The 16341-nt window shown below is 45.4% G+C and carries 16 protein-coding genes; 4 read left to right on the top strand and 12 right to left on the bottom strand.

Features of this window, described 5'->3' with window-relative positions:
- Nucleotides 1–169: 169 nt before the first annotated feature.
- Nucleotides 170–2497, top strand: coding sequence for a penicillin-binding protein 1A (locus tag K0O23_RS00580; RefSeq protein WP_246596850.1), 2328 nt, complete (start codon nt 170–172; stop codon nt 2495–2497).
- Between the two features lie 76 nt (nt 2498–2573).
- Here K0O23_RS00580 and K0O23_RS00575 read toward each other — a convergent pair whose 3' ends face one another.
- The 3 genes from K0O23_RS00575 to K0O23_RS00565 all read right to left on the bottom strand — a co-directional run bounded on the left by K0O23_RS00575 (nt 2574) and on the right by K0O23_RS00565 (nt 4673).
- A complete protein-coding gene (locus K0O23_RS00575) occupies nt 2574–3485 on the bottom strand; it encodes a TIGR01777 family oxidoreductase (RefSeq protein WP_219875440.1) in 912 nt (303 codons plus the stop codon).
- A gap of 125 nt (nt 3486–3610) precedes the next feature.
- Nucleotides 3611–4303 carry a GTP cyclohydrolase I FolE gene (gene folE, locus K0O23_RS00570; RefSeq protein WP_246596849.1) on the bottom strand — a complete coding sequence of 231 codons (693 nt, stop codon included), beginning with the start codon at nt 4301–4303 and terminating at the stop codon, nt 3611–3613.
- Nucleotides 4266–4673 (bottom strand): 6-pyruvoyl trahydropterin synthase family protein, encoded by a 408-nt coding sequence (locus K0O23_RS00565; protein WP_219875439.1) that lies wholly within the window; start codon nt 4671–4673, stop codon nt 4266–4268. Before K0O23_RS00565 ends, folE begins: the two co-directional genes overlap by 38 nt.
- Before the next feature lie 218 nt (nt 4674–4891).
- Between K0O23_RS00565 and K0O23_RS00560 the strand changes: the two genes are divergently transcribed.
- A complete protein-coding gene (locus tag K0O23_RS00560; RefSeq protein ID WP_246596848.1) occupies nt 4892–5590 on the top strand; it encodes a DNA repair ATPase in 699 nt (232 codons plus the stop codon).
- A 313-nt stretch (nt 5591–5903) separates the two neighbouring features.
- Here the strand turns inward: K0O23_RS00560 and K0O23_RS00555 are convergent, their stop codons facing one another.
- The 9 genes from K0O23_RS00555 to K0O23_RS00515 all read right to left on the bottom strand — a co-directional run bounded on the left by K0O23_RS00555 (nt 5904) and on the right by K0O23_RS00515 (nt 14333).
- A complete protein-coding gene (locus tag K0O23_RS00555; RefSeq protein WP_219875437.1) occupies nt 5904–6488 on the bottom strand; it encodes an inorganic diphosphatase in 585 nt (194 codons plus the stop codon).
- A 148-nt stretch (nt 6489–6636) separates the two neighbouring features.
- On the bottom strand, nt 6637–6990 hold the full coding sequence (gene rplS, locus K0O23_RS00550; RefSeq protein WP_219875436.1) for a 50S ribosomal protein L19: 354 nt from the start codon (nt 6988–6990) through the stop codon (nt 6637–6639).
- A 172-nt stretch (nt 6991–7162) separates the two neighbouring features.
- On the bottom strand, nt 7163–7840 hold the full coding sequence (gene trmD / locus K0O23_RS00545) for a tRNA (guanosine(37)-N1)-methyltransferase TrmD (RefSeq protein WP_219875435.1): 678 nt from the start codon (nt 7838–7840) through the stop codon (nt 7163–7165).
- A complete protein-coding gene (gene rimM / locus K0O23_RS00540) occupies nt 7840–8418 on the bottom strand; it encodes a ribosome maturation factor RimM (protein ID WP_219875434.1) in 579 nt (192 codons plus the stop codon). Before rimM ends, trmD begins: the two co-directional genes overlap by 1 nt.
- Nucleotides 8419–8430: 12 nt before the next feature.
- Nucleotides 8431–8985, bottom strand: a complete 555-nt coding sequence (locus K0O23_RS00535) for a 30S ribosomal protein S16 (RefSeq protein WP_219875433.1) — start codon at nt 8983–8985, stop codon at nt 8431–8433.
- A gap of 198 nt (nt 8986–9183) precedes the next feature.
- On the bottom strand, nt 9184–9945 hold the full coding sequence (locus K0O23_RS00530; protein WP_219875432.1) for an acyl-CoA desaturase: 762 nt from the start codon (nt 9943–9945) through the stop codon (nt 9184–9186).
- A 162-nt stretch (nt 9946–10107) separates the two neighbouring features.
- The gene (locus K0O23_RS00525) at nt 10108–10797 is read right to left on the bottom strand and encodes an RluA family pseudouridine synthase (RefSeq protein ID WP_246596847.1); all 690 of its coding nucleotides are present in this window, start codon (nt 10795–10797) and stop codon (nt 10108–10110) included.
- A gap of 19 nt (nt 10798–10816) precedes the next feature.
- Complete coding sequence (panB, locus tag K0O23_RS00520; RefSeq protein WP_219875431.1) at nt 10817–11635, bottom strand: 3-methyl-2-oxobutanoate hydroxymethyltransferase; 819 nt, start codon at nt 11633–11635, stop codon at nt 10817–10819.
- A 76-nt stretch (nt 11636–11711) separates the two neighbouring features.
- A complete protein-coding gene (locus K0O23_RS00515) occupies nt 11712–14333 on the bottom strand; it encodes a putative LPS assembly protein LptD (RefSeq protein ID WP_219875430.1) in 2622 nt (873 codons plus the stop codon).
- A gap of 115 nt (nt 14334–14448) precedes the next feature.
- Here K0O23_RS00515 and K0O23_RS00510 point away from each other — a divergent pair, with 115 nt between their 5' ends.
- Together K0O23_RS00510 and K0O23_RS00505 are read left to right on the top strand one after the other, a co-directional pair.
- Entirely contained in the window at nt 14449–15231 is a 783-nt protein-coding gene (locus K0O23_RS00510) for an N-acetylmuramoyl-L-alanine amidase family protein (protein WP_219875429.1), read from the top strand.
- A gap of 25 nt (nt 15232–15256) precedes the next feature.
- Entirely contained in the window at nt 15257–16336 is a 1080-nt protein-coding gene (locus K0O23_RS00505) for an MlaD family protein (protein ID WP_219875428.1), read from the top strand.
- Nucleotides 16337–16341: the final 5 nt, after the last annotated feature.

Genomic DNA, 16341 nt, shown 5'->3' with positions numbered 1-16341 from the left:
CTTGCTAAGACAAAGATAGTCAGCCGCCTTAAATTAAAGTCTATTTACGTATTATTGCTCAAGTTTTATGACATAATTCCCCTAGATGTGGTGTACAAAAAGTATATTTGCACTCGTTTTTCACTCCATTAAAACGGAATTTTAAGAGGCTCGCCTCTGTTTGATAGCAATGCCGAAAGAGCAAATAGAAATAGAAAAACCAAAGAGGTCGGTTTACAGTGGAATTATCAGGTTTATCTGGAAAGGCTTTTTCCTGGGTTTTGCCTTGGTTGTGCTGTACCTGCTAAGCGTAGAGCACAACATTTTATACTTGTTTGGCTCCTCGCCAAGCCTGGACAGGCTAGAGAACCCGCGCTCCGACCAGGCGTCTGAACTTTATACTTCAGATGGGCAACTGATCGGTAAGTACTTTAGGGAGAACCGCAGTCCGGTAGCTTACAATAAAATGTCGCCGATGCTGATAAAAGCGCTGGTGGCCACAGAAGACGTTCGTTTTTATGAGCATGCCGGCATAGATCCGCAGGCTATTGCTTCGGCGGTGTACGGCAGCTTTAACGGAGATGCACGCGGAGCGAGTACCATTACGCAGCAGCTGGCCAAAAACCTCTACAAAACAAGAACCACCGAATCCAAGGGCGTACTGGGGCATATACCGGGGCTAAGTATAGTTATCTCTAAAACCAAAGAGTGGCTAACGGCCATTAAGCTGGAACAACGGTATACAAAAGACGAGATACTGGCCATGTACCTGAACACCGTAGACTTCGGTTCCAACTCCTTCGGTATAAAAGTAGCCTCTAAAACATTCTTTAATACCTCACCGGATAGCCTTAAAATGGAACAGGCCGCAGTATTGGTTGGCTTGTTGAAAGCACCAACGTACTACAGCCCACGGTTTAACCCTGAAAATGCTACCCGTCGCCGCAACACAGTACTGGCCCAGATGGCAAAGTATAACTATCTTCCGCAGGCCAAATCTGACTCACTTGCTCAGTTACCGCTGGTGCTTGATTATAAAGTAGAGAACCACTATGATGGCCCGGCAACATACTTCAGGGGCGCTGTGGCAGAGTATCTGCAGGAATGGTGCAAACAGAATGGCTACGATTTATACCGCGACGGCTTAAAAGTGTATACCACCATCGACTCCAGAATGCAGCAGCATGCCGAGGATGCGATGACCGAGCATATGCGCAAACTGCAAAAGCGATTTGACAACCACTGGCAAGGCCGCAACCCATGGGTAGACGAAAAAGACCGTGAGATTCCGGGGTTCATAGAGGAAACCATCAAGCGTACGTCTTACTACCAGCGCCTGAAGAAAAAGTATGGGAACGACACTGAGGCTATTAACCGTGAGCTGAACACACCACGCAAAATGATGGTGTTTACCTGGGATAACCCAGCCATGGAAAAAGAAGTGACCATGACCCCGCTGGATTCTCTGGCGTACTACAAGCACTTCCTGCACGGCGGCATGATGACCATGGATCCATTTACAGGACAAATTAAAGCCTGGGTAGGAGGCATTAACTTTAAGTACTTCAAGTATGACCACGTAAAGCAGGCTCGCCGGCAGCCAGGATCGACTTTTAAGCCTTTTGTATATGTGGCAGCCATTGATAACGGTTACTCGCCCTGCGATAAAATTGTAGACCAGCGCATCACGATTAATTATGTAGAGAACGGGGAGAAAAAGTCGTGGTCGCCTACAAATGCTGACTGGCAGTATACCGGGGCACCCATGACGCTACGACGCGCTATGGGTAAATCTGTGAACTCTGTTACAGCAAAGCTTACCGAAACTATTGGCTGGGAAACAGTTGTGAAGTATGCCAAACGCCTTGGTATAAACAGTCCGCTTCAGTCGGTGCCTTCCATTGGCTTGGGGCCAAGTGATGTTTCTATTTTTGACATGGTAGGCGCCTATAGTACTTTCCCGAACAATGGTTTTTATACGAAGCCGATGTTTATAACCCGTATCGAAGACCGCAACGGCAACCTGATACATCAGTTTATGCCAAAGCAGAAAAAAGTATTAAGTGAAGAAACTGCTTTCCTGATGATGCATATGCTAAAAGGAGGTATTGAGGAGCCAGGAGGAACATCTCAGGCGCTTTGGGAGTATGACCTCTGGAAAGGCAATGAGATAGGCGGTAAAACAGGTACAACCTCCAACCACTCTGACGGCTGGTTTATGGGTGTTACAAAAGATCTTGTTACCGGTGTTTGGGTTGGCGGCGAAGATAGAAGTATACACTTCAGAACATCGCAGCTGGGAGAGGGCTCAAAAACAGCCTTGCCAGTGTTTGGCCTTTATATGGAGCGGATTTACAAAGATAAATCATTGGGGTACATGATGGGGCGTTTCCCGGGGCCTGCTGTCAAAATCAGTAAAAAGTATAACTGCACTACTGTGTTGCCAAAAGTTACTGTACCTGATTCTACAGATGTTGATTCTGTGCTGGAGATACTGAATTTCGAAGAGATACTTTAAGATTGCCTGATAAACCAGAAGCGGCCTGCTATAGTTAGCAGGCCGCTTCTGGTTTATACTTTAATATGATTGATTTTTAGCTGGGGCTATAAAATGACTCCAGGGCTTCTTCCAGGTAGTTGTACTCGAAGGTAAAACCAGTTTGCATTACTTTGTTAGCACTTACCCGCTGGCTGGCTAATACTACTTCACTCATCTCGCCCATCATCAGGTTTATGGCAAAGGCCGGTACTTTAGGTAAGACCAACGGCTTGTGCATTATTTCTGCCAGTTCTTTGGTAAACTCCTCGTTGGTTACCGGGTGTGGTGCTACAGCGTTGTAAACTCCTTCAAACTGCGTATCCTCTATAGCTTTGATGAACAGGCGGCAGGCATCGTCTATATGAACCCAGGACATGTATTGTTTGCCTGTGCCAAGTGGGGCGCCGGCCATCATTTTAATTGGTTTTGCTATTTGAGGCAGTGCACCACCTTTTTTACTTAACACAATGCCTAGCCTAAAAATAACAGTACGCAGGTTCAGGTCGCGCATTTGCCAGGCTGCTGCTTCCCAGGCTTTGCATACTTCAGCCAGAAAATCATCCGCGAAAGTGCTTTCTTCAGATACAAGCCTGTTGCCTGAGTCGCCGTAGATGCCAATAGCAGAAGCAGATAAAAACCCTTTTATATGATGTTGGGTATTGCTCAGGCATTTGTGCAGCAGGTTTATACTATCTACCCGACTATTTAAGATTTCTTTTTTTCGTTCTTCAGACCACTTCTCATCTGCCACACTAGCACCCGCCAGGTTAATGAGATAATCGGCATACGATATAGCATTGTCGTCAATGTAGCCTTTATCTACATCCCATTTAAAGGTTTTGTAGTTGGATACTTTGCTAGGGTTACGGCTCAGGTGGGCCACTTCATATCCAAGGTCTATCAGCATTTCAGACAGGCGCATGCCTATCAACCCTGATCCACCTGTAATAAGTATTTTACCTGGCATAATTGTGTTTTAGAATAATAAATATAGAAATGTTCCTATACGTAAACAAACTAGTATTAAGTTTAATCTTTAACCAAATACTTAGCAAATTGCGTTTTCAGATAAAATGGCAGGTACTGAGCAGTTTATTTCTTGCGAATATGAGCCAGAAACTCGTTACGGAAATGGTCTTCCTGAAAAAGTCCTGAATATTCTGCAGTGATGGTGCTGCTGGTTACATCGTTTACGCCACGGCTCATTACACAAAGGTGATCAGCCTCTATAACCACAGCTACGTTCTCTGTTTTAAGGGCCTGCTTAAGCTCATTGGCTATTTGCATGGTTAAGCGTTCCTGCACTTGTGGGCGTCGCGCGAAATACTGCACAACGCGGTTAAGTTTAGATAAACCAATTACGTGCTCATTCGGAACATACGCCACATGCGCCTTGCCTATAATGGGTACAAAGTGATGTTCGCATGATGAGTAAACCGTGATGTCGCGCTCTACGAGCATGTGGTTGTACTTATACTTGTTCTCGAATCGGCGCACAGCCGGCTTATTGTCCGGGTGCAGTCCGTGAAATATTTCTTTCACATACATTTTAGCCACCCGGTGCGGAGTACCTTTCAGGCTGTCATCTGTCAGGTCGAGGCCAAGGGTATGCATGATGTGTGCAAAGTGCTCTTCAATGATTGCGATCTTCTCGCTGTCGGAGAGGTCAAATGCATCGGGGCGCAATGGGGTTTCCAATGAACTCAGGATGTGATCATCCATTTCATCGTCGCGATCCCAGTCCTGGTTATCCATTGTATTCAACAAAATTTCGTTCTGTTTCATAAAGTACTACTGCCAGTTCGTAACCGGCGTCAATTTTCGGGCGCAGTTTGTTCCATATCACCACTGCAATATTCTCGGCGGTTGGGTTAAGTTGCGCAAACTCTTCTGTATCCAGGTTCAGGTTTTTGTGGTCAAATCTGGCTATCACTTCTTCCTGCACCAAGGTACTCAGCTTTTTCATGTCGTACACATAGCCTGTGTCCGGGTCTACGGTGCCGGTAAGCTTTACAATAAGCTCATAGTTGTGGCCATGGTAGTTCGGGTTGTTGCACTTTCCGAAAAAAGCGTCGTTCTGCTCATCGCTCCAGGCGGTGTTATACAGCCTGTGCGCAGCGTTAAAGTGTTCTTTCCGGCAAACGGTTACTTTCATAGTTTCTCCAACAACCTTGTACAACTAATGTTCACCCTTTTAAGCCCTAGTTTAAGGGTAGGTTATAAGTTTACAAAGGTAACGCTGCTATTTCTAATCCCAAACCAATTTTTCGCTAAATTAATCCCCTGGTACATCCTGAATATCAGACCTATTACTTATTTTCGTAATTCATATCAAAGTATACATCACACAATTCACTAAAGTCAGGCATGAGAATGAGAACAGTTTTACTTGTAATGCTATTAATGGTAGCCGGCATATGCCAGGCGCAGCAAGTTAAGGTAGAGGAAAGCGAGCAGACCGTAAATGGTGTACTTCGCCGTGGGCAGCAACTAACCGTGCAGCTTGATCCGAAGTTTGTAGAGAAATTCTGGAAAGACCATCTTGCCAACAAAGCCGGTAAGGTAAAGTATAGCAAAGGGGTTTATACCATCGAGAATGCGGTGGTGGATACCATTAGCAACAAACCTATGCGTGTGCTGTCCACAGTTGGTAGCGGTACAAATGGCAGTTATGTATGGTGGAGCCTTGACATGGGAGTAGCTTATGTAGATAAAAGTGCAACACCTCAGGAGTATGCAGCCGCTGAGAATTTTATGCGTGGCTTTGCCCGTAAAGTATACCGTGAGGATGTGTTGCGCCAGATTAATGAGGCCGAAGATGTGCTGCGTGCCACCAAGCAGGAGCAGGACCGCGTAGTAAAGCAGGCAAACGACATCCAGTTAAATATAGACAAGAACAAGAAGCGTAAGCAGGAACTGGAGGCAGAACTGGTGCGCAATGCAAATGACCTGAAGCAATTGGAGCAGGAAGTAATTAATAACCAGACACAACAGGAGGTTAGCCGCCAGCGCGTGCAGGATATGGAAAAAGCTGTTGAGGCAGCCAGAGCCAAGCTACAGCAGATAAGGTAATACCCACTTACAATTTAATTTTTACGCTGATTAGCAGATGTGATAATGCATTATGCTGATCAGCGTATTTTTTTGTAGTAGGTAGAGGCTAAGAGTTGCTTTTATCCAAATAAAATCGGTTGCGTACCTACACCCTCGCTCGCCTCTGGCGAGTTTGAGTTATACCACGGCCTCTGGCCGTTGAAATCTATACTTTTATACTTCAGCCTAATTTATACTCATAGTATAACGTGGCGAGACGCCACTTAATAGCTCACACTCGCCAGAGTGGGGACACTATATTGCGTCTCTATCAGGCAGTAAGAATGTCCACCTACAGCTTCATCCAGCGCTGTATTTCCTTATCTGCAAAACGTTCGTCGCGCCAGGCAACAAATTTGGTGTTGGCAGTTTTGTCTTGGTTTACAAACCACTCTTTTAGTATAACTTGTGCAGCAGGGTAGGCTTGGGAAAAAGTTGCAAGGGTAGTGGCACTAATTATGCGCTCACGAGGCCGGGCTGGTACCGCTATTACAATTGGTTGTATCTCGCCATCTGTTTCCAGTTGAAGTATACCCAGCGGCAAAACTTCCGTTACTGTGCCTGTTTCCATCCTTTGAGCAAGTACAAGTATAGGCAATCCGTCTCCGTCTTTGCCAACTTCTGTAGATGGTATAAACCCATAATTACTAGGATACGGCAGAAACTCTACAATCCTATCTCCGCCGGCATGCTTAACACTTACAAATTCCTGTGCCTGGCGGTCATACTTTAGTTGCAGGTTGTTGCCGGCCGGTACTTCTATTACAGCCTGTAATTGTCTGCTGCCTGTGTAAGTAGGCAGGTTGGCATAATCGGTTTTACAACTTGTTAGCAACGCAATGGTGCACAATAGTAGCGGGTAAAGTAAACTTCTCATCGGGTAGCTGTTTTTATTTTAGGATGTCGTTTATAAATGAGCTTTGCTAAAATAGTAACGTTTTAAAGCGTATACATAAAAAAAGAGGAGCTGCGCAAACAGCTCCTCCTCACTAAAACTACGGAAAAATTTATGAAAACAGGTATTCTTATCTTCTTTCTTTGATACGAGCTGCTTTTCCGGAAAGACCTCTTAAATAGTAAAGTCTAGCTCTTCTTACTTTACCTCTTCTCACAAGTTCGATTTTCTCGATAGATGGAGAAAGAAGTGGGAAAATACGCTCTAGTCCGATCTGATTAGATACTTTTCTAACAGTAAAAGTTTCGCCGTTAGTGTTCACGTTTTTACGCTGGATCACAACGCCCTGGAACTGCTGGATGCGCTCTTTGTTACCCTCACGGATTCTTACGTGGATATTGATTGTATCACCCGCCTGGAAAGCTGGGAAAGAGGCGCGTTTGTCAGTATATTCCTGCTCAATAAATTTAATTAACTCGCTCATGATGGCTATTTTCTTAAAGTATCTTCTTCAAAATTCGGACTGCAAAGATATGTAATTATTTATTACATAAGAACATTTGCAGAAAAAAATTATAGTTTTTTGCTGGCATTGCTCAAAATTCAGTGCAATGGCAGTACTAAAGTATAAAAGCAGCTGGTTGTCAGTTGCTAAATCAATCGTCAAGCAGATCTGGTCTACGCTGTTTAGTACGCTCCACAGCTTGCTCAAACCGCCATTTTTCTATCTTGGGTGCATCTCCCGACATCAGTATATCCGGCACTTTCATACCTTTATACGTTGCCGGGCGTGTATATACCGGGGGGGCCAGTAACCCATCCTGGAAAGAGTCTGTAAGCGCAGAAGATTCATCGTTCAGCACACCGGGTATGATGCGGATAATAGCATCTGCCAGCACTGCTGCCCCCAGTTCTCCGCCTGATAGTACGTAATCACCTATGCTGATTTCATGAGTAACAAAATGCTGTCTTACGCGCTCATCCACGCCTTTGTAGTGGCCGCAAAGTATGATCACGTTCTGCAGCAGCGAAAGCTTGTTTACAGTTTGCTGGTTTAGCGTTTCACCGTCGGGCGTCATATAAATAATGGCATCGTAGGTGCGCTGTTCCTGCAGCTCAGTAATGATCTTGTCTATGGGTTCAATCATCATTACCATACCGGCGCCGCCACCAAAAGCATAGTCATCTATCTGGCCGTGCTTGTTAATGGCGTACTTGCGCAGGTCATGCACATGTACTTCCACTAAACCTTTTTGCTGGGCACGCTTAAGTATAGAATGGCTAAAGGGGCTTTCCAGCAGGTCTGGCTGGCAACTGATAATATCGAAACGCATTACTTATCCTCCGTGTCGTCGTCCTGATCGTCGGCGTCTTCGGGGTTTGCTGGCTCTGTGTATACTTCCAGTAAGCCTTCCGGCAGGCTTATGTGCAGTTCTTTGGCTTCATGGTCTGCGCGAAGCAGGATTTCACCCATTACAGGGATAAGCATTTCCTGGCCCAGGTAATCCATTGCCATTAGCTGCTGCTGCGGCAGGTCATAGAACTCTTTTACCGTTCCAAGCTTGCCATGGTTCGCATCCACTACCTGGTATCCGATCACCTCATGGAAGTAAAACTGATCATCTTCCAGTTCAGGCAGTTCGTTTAGCGGCAGGTACAAAGAAGTACCACGTAATGCCTCTGCCTGTTCCATCGTGCTGGTATCCTCAAACTTGATGATGAAGCGGCTGTTTTTTATCGGCTCCATAGAATCGATAAAAAAAGGAATCAGTCTTCCTTTTTGTTCAAGGAAAACTGATTCCAGATCTTCATAATCCTCAGGAAAGTCTACGTCGAAAAACGCAACGACCTGACCCTTGGTGCCATGGGTCTTGACGATGTATCCTAACAGAAAGCAGGCATCAATATTCATGGCAGAAAGAAATTATGCTTGCTCTTCAGTAGACTCGCCACCTTCAGCTGCTGCCTCAGGAGCCTCTTCTGTAGTTTCTTCAGCAGCAGGAGCGTTCGCAGCAACTTTATCAGCCTCACGCTGACGGATAGCCTCTGCACGAGCTTCTTTAACTTTAGTCTCAGCATCGAAAGCAGCTTTTTTCTTAGCTTCTTTGTCTGTAACAAGACCCTGACGCTTGCTTTCAATTTTAGCTTCTTTCTCTTTCTTCCACTCCTCGAAACGAGAGTCAGCAGTTTCCTGAGAAATAGCACCTTTGATCACACCAATCTGTAAGTGTCTTCTGTAAAGAACACCTGTGTAAGAAAGCATAGCCTTAACTGTATCAGTTGGCTGAGCACCGTTCATAACCCATGTAAACGCCTTCTCCTGATCGAAGTTGATAGAAGCAGGGTTTGTGTTTGGATTGTAAGTGCCCAATTTCTCGATAAACTTACCATCACGTGGTGAACGAGCATCAGCTACTACGATATCGTAGATAGCGGCTTTCTTGCGGCCTCTGCGGGCCAGTCTGATTTTTACTGCCATTTTTTATAAATAGTTAAGTCGGCGAATCCCGTCCGCCAGTTTTTTAGAACCGCAAAGGTACGGATTTAATTCTGTTAATTACAAGGTTTTTAAAAACGAAATTAGGTGATACTGAGGAATTATAGTTGCTGAAGTATATCCGATTATGATGGGAGATATAAAAAGAAAAACCCTCCGTTGCGGGAGGGCTTTTTATATTTAAGCGTTTGCTTTTGCTCTTACTGTTTTGGCCTTTGGTGCCTTCAGCTTAATAACACTCAGTTTATCCAGTGTCCAGATAATTGGCCAGGTTGGGTCAAACTCCCACCACTTTACACCAAAGTTAACGCGGTTAGGCAGCTTGTGGTGGTTGTTCTGGAACAACTCGCCACCTGTCAGGAAGTCGAAGAAAAGCGAGTTTCTTGATTTATCATTATTGTCGAAGTTCTGATAGCCATACTTGTGTCCGCTCCAGTTTACGATAGCGCCGTGTACCGGGCCCATCAGGAAGTGGATCGGTAACAGCAGGTACATCCACCACTGAGTAGCAAACTCAATGTAGAACAGTACATATAGAACGCCCCATCCAATTCTGGAGAAGTATGAATCACCTAACTTTTCGATGGCACTCCAAACCGGGTAGTTACCCTCAAAGCGCTGCTCCGGCTCTACACGGCGGTTAAGTACGTTGTTGTAAATCTCCTTTGTCTTCCACATCATGGTAAAAGCATTGTTAGAAAAATGCGGTGAATGTGGGTCGCGCTCTGTATCAGAGAAGGCGTGGTGCATACGGTGTAACACAGCATAAGCACGCGGCGACAGGAAAGACGATCCCTGGGCAATATAAGTTAAAACGTAAAATGCTTTTTCCCAGAAAGGGTTCATCGTGAACATTTTGTGGGCGGCATAGCGGTGCAGATAAAACGTCTGAACAAAAAGAGACAGGTACCAATGCACCACAAAGAATATAAGAATTGCCATTTAACTAATGTATAGGTGTTTAGAGTTATTGTAGCAAGGCACATAGGCAACATGCCGTACTAATTTGCAAAGCTACAACACGAAATTTAAAGTAAAATAGAGTAAGGCGTATAAAAGTTCAGAAAATGATCAAAATCACTTTTTCGGCAAAGCGAAACAGTATTAAAGCATATTTCTGAATGGCTGCCACACAGGAGTGGCAGGCGGAGGGGCACTTGCAGTTATCTGGGTTTTAAGAGTAGGGTGTTCGAACTGCAGCTGGCGGGCATGCAGCGCTATACTTTTATCGGGAAGGGGTTGTGCCGCACCATATTTTAAATCGCCAAGTATAGTGCATTTCATGGAGGCAAGCTGCACACGTATTTGGTGTGGACGTCCTGTTATAGGGTTTACTTCCAGTAAATACTTTCCATTGTCAGCGCTTAACAGTTTATAGTGCAACTCTGATCTAAGGCCACTTTTGTTTTCTTTGGTGTAGGCCTTGGTTACATTTTTAGAACTATCTTTTACAAGCCAGTGTACGAGTGTGCCCTGTTCGTTTTGAGGCTTTTGATGCACAACGGCCCAATATGTCTTCTGTGTTTTTTTGCTCCGGAAGAGTTCGTTCAGCCTGGCGAGTGCCTTGGATGTTTTCGCCAGCAGCACTACGCCACTTACGGGCCTGTCGAGGCGGTGCACTACACCTATAAAAACATTACCGGGCTTGTTATACTTATGCTTGATATACTCTTTGGCAAGATCGGCCAGGGTAATATCTCCAGTTTCGTCGCCATGCACCAGCAGGCCTGCTGGCTTATTCACCACCAGCACATGGTTATCCTCAAACAGGACGTCTAATTCTTTAACTCCCAAACTCTCTAACTCTTAAACTTTAATATGCTTCCTTATCGTTCGGGAAATCCTTGCTCTTAACGTCTTTCACGTAGTTCTGTACAGCATCTGTCATGATAGAATGCAGGTCAGCATAGCGGCGCAGGAAACGAGGTTTAAACTCTTTGTTAATGCCCAACATATCATGTACAACCAGCACCTGCCCGTCTACGTGTGGGCCCGCGCCAATGCCTATGATCGGGATTTGTAATTGCTCGGCTACGCGCTTGGCTAACTCTGACGGGATTTTCTCGAGCACAATTGAAAAGCAGCCAAGCTCCTGCAGCAACAGCGCATCTTCTATCAACTTCTGAGCTTCAGCCTCCTCTTTAGCACGTACCGTGTAAGTGCCAAATTTATAGATTGACTGTGGGGTAAGGCCCAGGTGACCCATAACCGGTACTCCGGCACTAAGTATACGGGTAATTGATTCTTTAATCTCTGCGCCACCTTCCAGTTTTACGCCATGCCCGCCGGATTCTTTCATGATGCGGATGGCAGAGCGTAATGCCTCAGAAGAGTTGCCCTGGTAAGACCCAAAAGGCATATCAACTACTACAAATGCTCTGTTCACACCACGCACAACCGAGGAGGCATGGTAGATCATTTGATCCAGCGTTATAGGTAATGTGGTTTCGTGGCCAGCCATTACATTGGAGGCAGAGTCGCCAACCAGCAGTACATCAACGCCTGCGGCATCCAGAATGGTAGCCATTGAAAAGTCGTAAGCGGTGAGCATAGAGATTTTCTCGCCGCGCTCTTTCATGTTCTGCAGCTGGTGCGTGGTTACCTTTTTAACGTCGCTTTTGTGAACAGACATAGCAATTACAGTAGTTAAGATGTAAAGCTATAAAATCTAAAACAAAAACAGCCACATTTTGGTGTGGCTGTTTTTGTTAAAATCTGTTTCGTGCCGATCGGTTCCGGGTAAGTCTTAGGTCCTGGAGCAAAGCAGACTTGGCGTTGATGGTGATGTTGTACCCCTGTGCAAAGCCAAATGGAATCCAGCCGATACTCATTTCCCAGCAATGCAGGTCACGATATATCTGTAGGTTGGCGTTTGATATATTGTTGTTGGTAAAGTCGTAGCCTGCAAAGTATGTTATTTTCCACTTGTCCGTCAGGTTTACCGAGCCATTCATACTCAGGGTCTGGTTAATGTTTGTGCCTGCGGTAGCACCATACGTCCTGAAGTAGCCAATAGTATAGTCAAAGCTTAAAGTCCACGGAATTTTGAAGTCAACATAGTCTGGTAGCAAAGGGTCCCGATCCGGATTTAAGATTGGCAGATTGCTTGGAACCGACGTGCTTGATTGCCTGGCTTCGGGGTTAAGGCTGGCACCTATTGTAAAGTTTGCATTTGTAAGGTTGGCCAGTTTTAACTTAGAGAAATCAAAAACATAATCATCAACCTGTCTGCCCAAAGTATCCCGTTTGTAGGGATCAAAAGTAGAGTTAAAGGTTACGTTGAAAATCTTAAACAGCCTGGTGTTGGCTACAAGGCTTACGGGAGCAAGCTTAATAGAATCTGCCGCAAAATTATAGGATGTAGAAAATGCAAGGTTGTCAAGTATACTTACTTTTTCAAATTGGTTTGCAGCTGTGGTGTCGGTTTTCGACCTGACCTTCATCTCGATGTTATTGGAAACATTAAGGTTTAACCTGCTTTGCAGCCCAGGGCCCGGTGCGTTGGCAACGCGGGGCAGTAAGGTAAAAGCATCGCGGCCAGCAGCCGGGAAAGCAGCGGTTTGCACATTCTGGTAAAAGCCGAAACTCTCTCTGCCAAAGTCTGGGCGGTAACTATAACTGATGTTCGGGCGGATAAGATGGCGGATAGCCTCTACACGCTTACCTCCTATATAGGCTGTACCGTAAATAGTGGTGCTAAGCGATGCGTTGGCACTATAATCATAAATCCGGCCAAAATTTGTCGTATCTACATCTACCTTCTGCGAGTCGGGGTTAAAGCGGAAACTATATCTTTGGTCGGTCCAGCTTTCGCGGTAACTCACCGATGGCGAGAAGTTAAAATAGCGTGCTATCTTGTAACTGCCCAGGTTAAGCTGGAAATTATGGTCTGCAGAGCGGCGACCATTCTTCCAGAGTTGGTCAAAATCACTCAGGCTGATGGTGTCCTGTCTTGCAACACCCTCCGTGATCGGCACACCGAATGTATTGCTTGTGGCTGGCCTTATATTAGTTAGCCTGTTCTGTGCATTTACGTTATAGCCAATTGTAAACTGTTCGTACCATTTACCTGTAGGCAAGTTGTTGGTGAGAACCTCAAAAAAGCTAACTGGCGTCATCGAGAAGTTCAGGTCCGGCAGTACAAAGTTGTAAACACCACCGCTGGTTTGCCCCTGCGATAATTTAGCTGTGTAGCTGAAAGGCGTGTTCTGTATTGTTTTCTGGTAGGTTATGTTGGAGTTAAACGTAGGTGACAGGTACTGTGAAGTGCTGTTATAGTTAATACGTTGATGCCCCGTGCTACCAGCGTTTACACTTGCCGAAAAACGGCCACGGCCAGGTTTTTGCTCCGGCGAGTGCGACCAGTTTATCCAGATAGTGCGTTGGGTAGGTGGCAAAGCGTTTAGAAGATCGTTGGTTGTGCGTGACCGCTCTATATCGGCTTCGTCGTTTTTAAAGTATCTATACGACACACCCAAATTACCGCTATAGGAGTATCTTTTGCGGTAAGTGTTGTCCATACTTATGTTATAGCCGCCCAGTGAGTAAATGTCGCCGGTAAGCCTTGTACCAATGTAATCGTTCCAGGCAAAGTAGTACCCGCCATTGCTCAGGTAAAAACCCTGTGCCCTCGACTCGCCAAAAGTTGGTACAATAACTCCTGAAGCGCGAGTATTTTTAGGCATTGGGAACAAACCGAATATAAACCCAAGCGGTGTTGGTATATCGGCTACTACCAGGTTAAATGGCCCTGTCATTACCTTGTCGTTCGGGATACCCTTCATCTTTGTAGCTCCGATAAAGAAGTGCGGGTGCTCCAGGTTACAGGTAGTGTACTGTGCATGGTAGCCGAAGAATTCGTCGTTCTCGTTCTTTTTTACAACCTCTGCATGTATATAACCTTCACCTTGCTGCGTTACTACTTCAGATATACGGCCTTTCCTGGTTTTATAGTTATAAGCGATCTGCTTGGCCGAGTAAGTGCCACCAGAGTCTTTAAAAACCGGCACACCGGTGTCTTTGCCAGTAGAGTCGGGTAGCGGGGTAGCGAGTAACGTATTGGTTTCGTAGTCGATCTGGATATAGGCTGCTTCCAGGTTTAAGTCACCGTAACTGATTTTGGCATCACCATAAAGGTTTACTACCTTACGGTCTACCTCAAACATAATGGAATCTCTGGCAGAGTATTTGATTGTGGACTTGATGTCGCCCTGGGGTGCCGAAACGCGCAGAGAGTCCTGCCCAGCTGGGATAGTGTCTTGTTGGCTAGCTGGTTTGAGCGTACGCAATTGAGGTACACGCTGGCCTGACACCATCGTTGGAGTGAGCACGGCAAACTGAAACAGCAGTAAAAAAAGTAAAATGTGGCGCAACTTCTTCAGACTTCCCTAAAGTTTTATTTATTTTGTACAAAGTTATTGTTTTAGCTTTTAACTAACGAACGTTGTGAGAAATATTGTTACTGTTTCATTTCTGGCTATCGTTTTCTTGCTTTGCTCATCCAACACATTAGAGTTCAAGAAGGCTTATAAGGTACGCACGGTGGTAATTGACGCCGGCCATGGCGGAAAAGACAATGGCTGTAACGGTAAGGTTTCGCATGAAGCAGATGTTGCGCTTCAGCTTGCCCTGCAGGTAGGCAGCCTGATTGAGAAGAACTTACCGGATGTAAAGGTAGTGTATACGCGCAAAACAGATAACTTTGTTGAGCTTATTGACCGCGCAGGTATTGCTAACAAGAATAACGCCGACCTGTTTATCTCTATACATCTTAATGCAGGTCCTGCATCTGCCTACGGCACAGAAACCTATACCATGGGGCTTCATACTTCGGAGGGTAACCTGAACGTGGCAAAGCGTGAGAATGCGGTAATTTTGCAGGAAGATAATTATAAGGAGAACTATGGTGGTTTTGACCCTAAGTCACCGCAAAGCCATATTCTGTTTGCCCTGCACCAGAGCGCGCACATGGATAACAGCATTCGCTTTGCTGATAAAGTAGAAAAAGAGTTCAAGCACAGGGTAGGGCGCCACAGCCGTGGTGTAAAACAGGCAGGCTTTCTGGTGCTCTGGAAATCCTATATGCCTAGCGTGCTGATAGAGTGCGGTTTCCTTACAAATCCGTCCGAAGAAAAATTCCTTAACGATAAGTCCGGCCAAACGTATATGGCATCAGGAATATATCGTGCCTTTAAAGAGTATAAGCAAGAACTCGAGGCAATGAACTAAAGCTTACTAGCTAGACACCCCTTACGTGAAGATATCTAAAGAAATTAAAGTTGCGCTGCTAGGTATAGTGGCGCTTGTGGTCCTGTATTTCGGGTTTATGTTTCTGAAAGGCTCCGACCTGTTCTCAGATACCCGCTCATACTTTGTTGTGTATGATAATGTAGATGGACTTACTGTATCCAATCCGGTCATACTTAATGGCGTGCAGGTGGGCTCTGTTCAAAGTATTACCCTCATGACAGAGCAGCAGAACAATATTCTGGTAAAGATAGACGTACTCAAGACCCTGCAGGTAGGAGACTCTACTATTGCTGCGCTTGGTAACTCAGACCTGCTTGGTAGTAAGGCTATTACGCTCTACCTGGGCAACAGCACGAAGATGTATGATGGCAACGAAAAGCTGATTCCTTATAAAGAGAGCTCCATTACAGACATCATCTCATCTAAAACAGTGCCTGTAATTGACAGGGTAGATACCACACTTGCCCGTGTAAACAGGCTGCTGGACAGTGAGGCAAAAGGAAACATACAGGCCATACTTGCCAACACAAACCAAACCACGGCGGCCCTTAACGAAATGCTGCGCGCCAATCAGCAAAATATCAACGCTATTACAGCCAATGTAAGCGCTCTTACGGCCTCTTTGGTGCAAACAGAGCGCCAAATAAACCGCTTGGCCCGTAACATGACCGAAATCACGGATACCCTGAAGCGGGCAGAGTTCAATAAACTGGTAGCTAATGCAAACAGCGCTGTTTTAGATTTGCAATCGGCTGTAAATAAACTTAACTCAGACCAGGGCTCTATTGGCAAGTTGATACACGACGAACAGTTGTATGAGAACATGAACCGTTCTACAGAGGCACTTAACCTGCTGCTGCGCGATATACAGGCTTACCCTAAACGCTATGTTAACTTCTCTGTATTTGGCCGCAAAGACAAGTATAAAGTGGATGCTACAGGCCGTGTAATTGGCCTGGATGAGGTGAAAGACCTGCAGGACAAGTATCCTCAGGAGTTCCGTACAGTGCCAGATACTGTGTATGTGCCGGTAACGGATACTGTTAAAGTAGTTAGAAGTGCTGCCGGTTCAAAATCTAATTAATCCGT

Origin of the sequence: Pontibacter aydingkolensis (assembly GCF_019443125.1) — a bacterium.
GTDB lineage: Bacteria > Bacteroidota > Bacteroidia > Cytophagales > Hymenobacteraceae > Pontibacter > Pontibacter aydingkolensis.
This window is presented reverse-complemented; position numbering and strand designations above follow the sequence as displayed.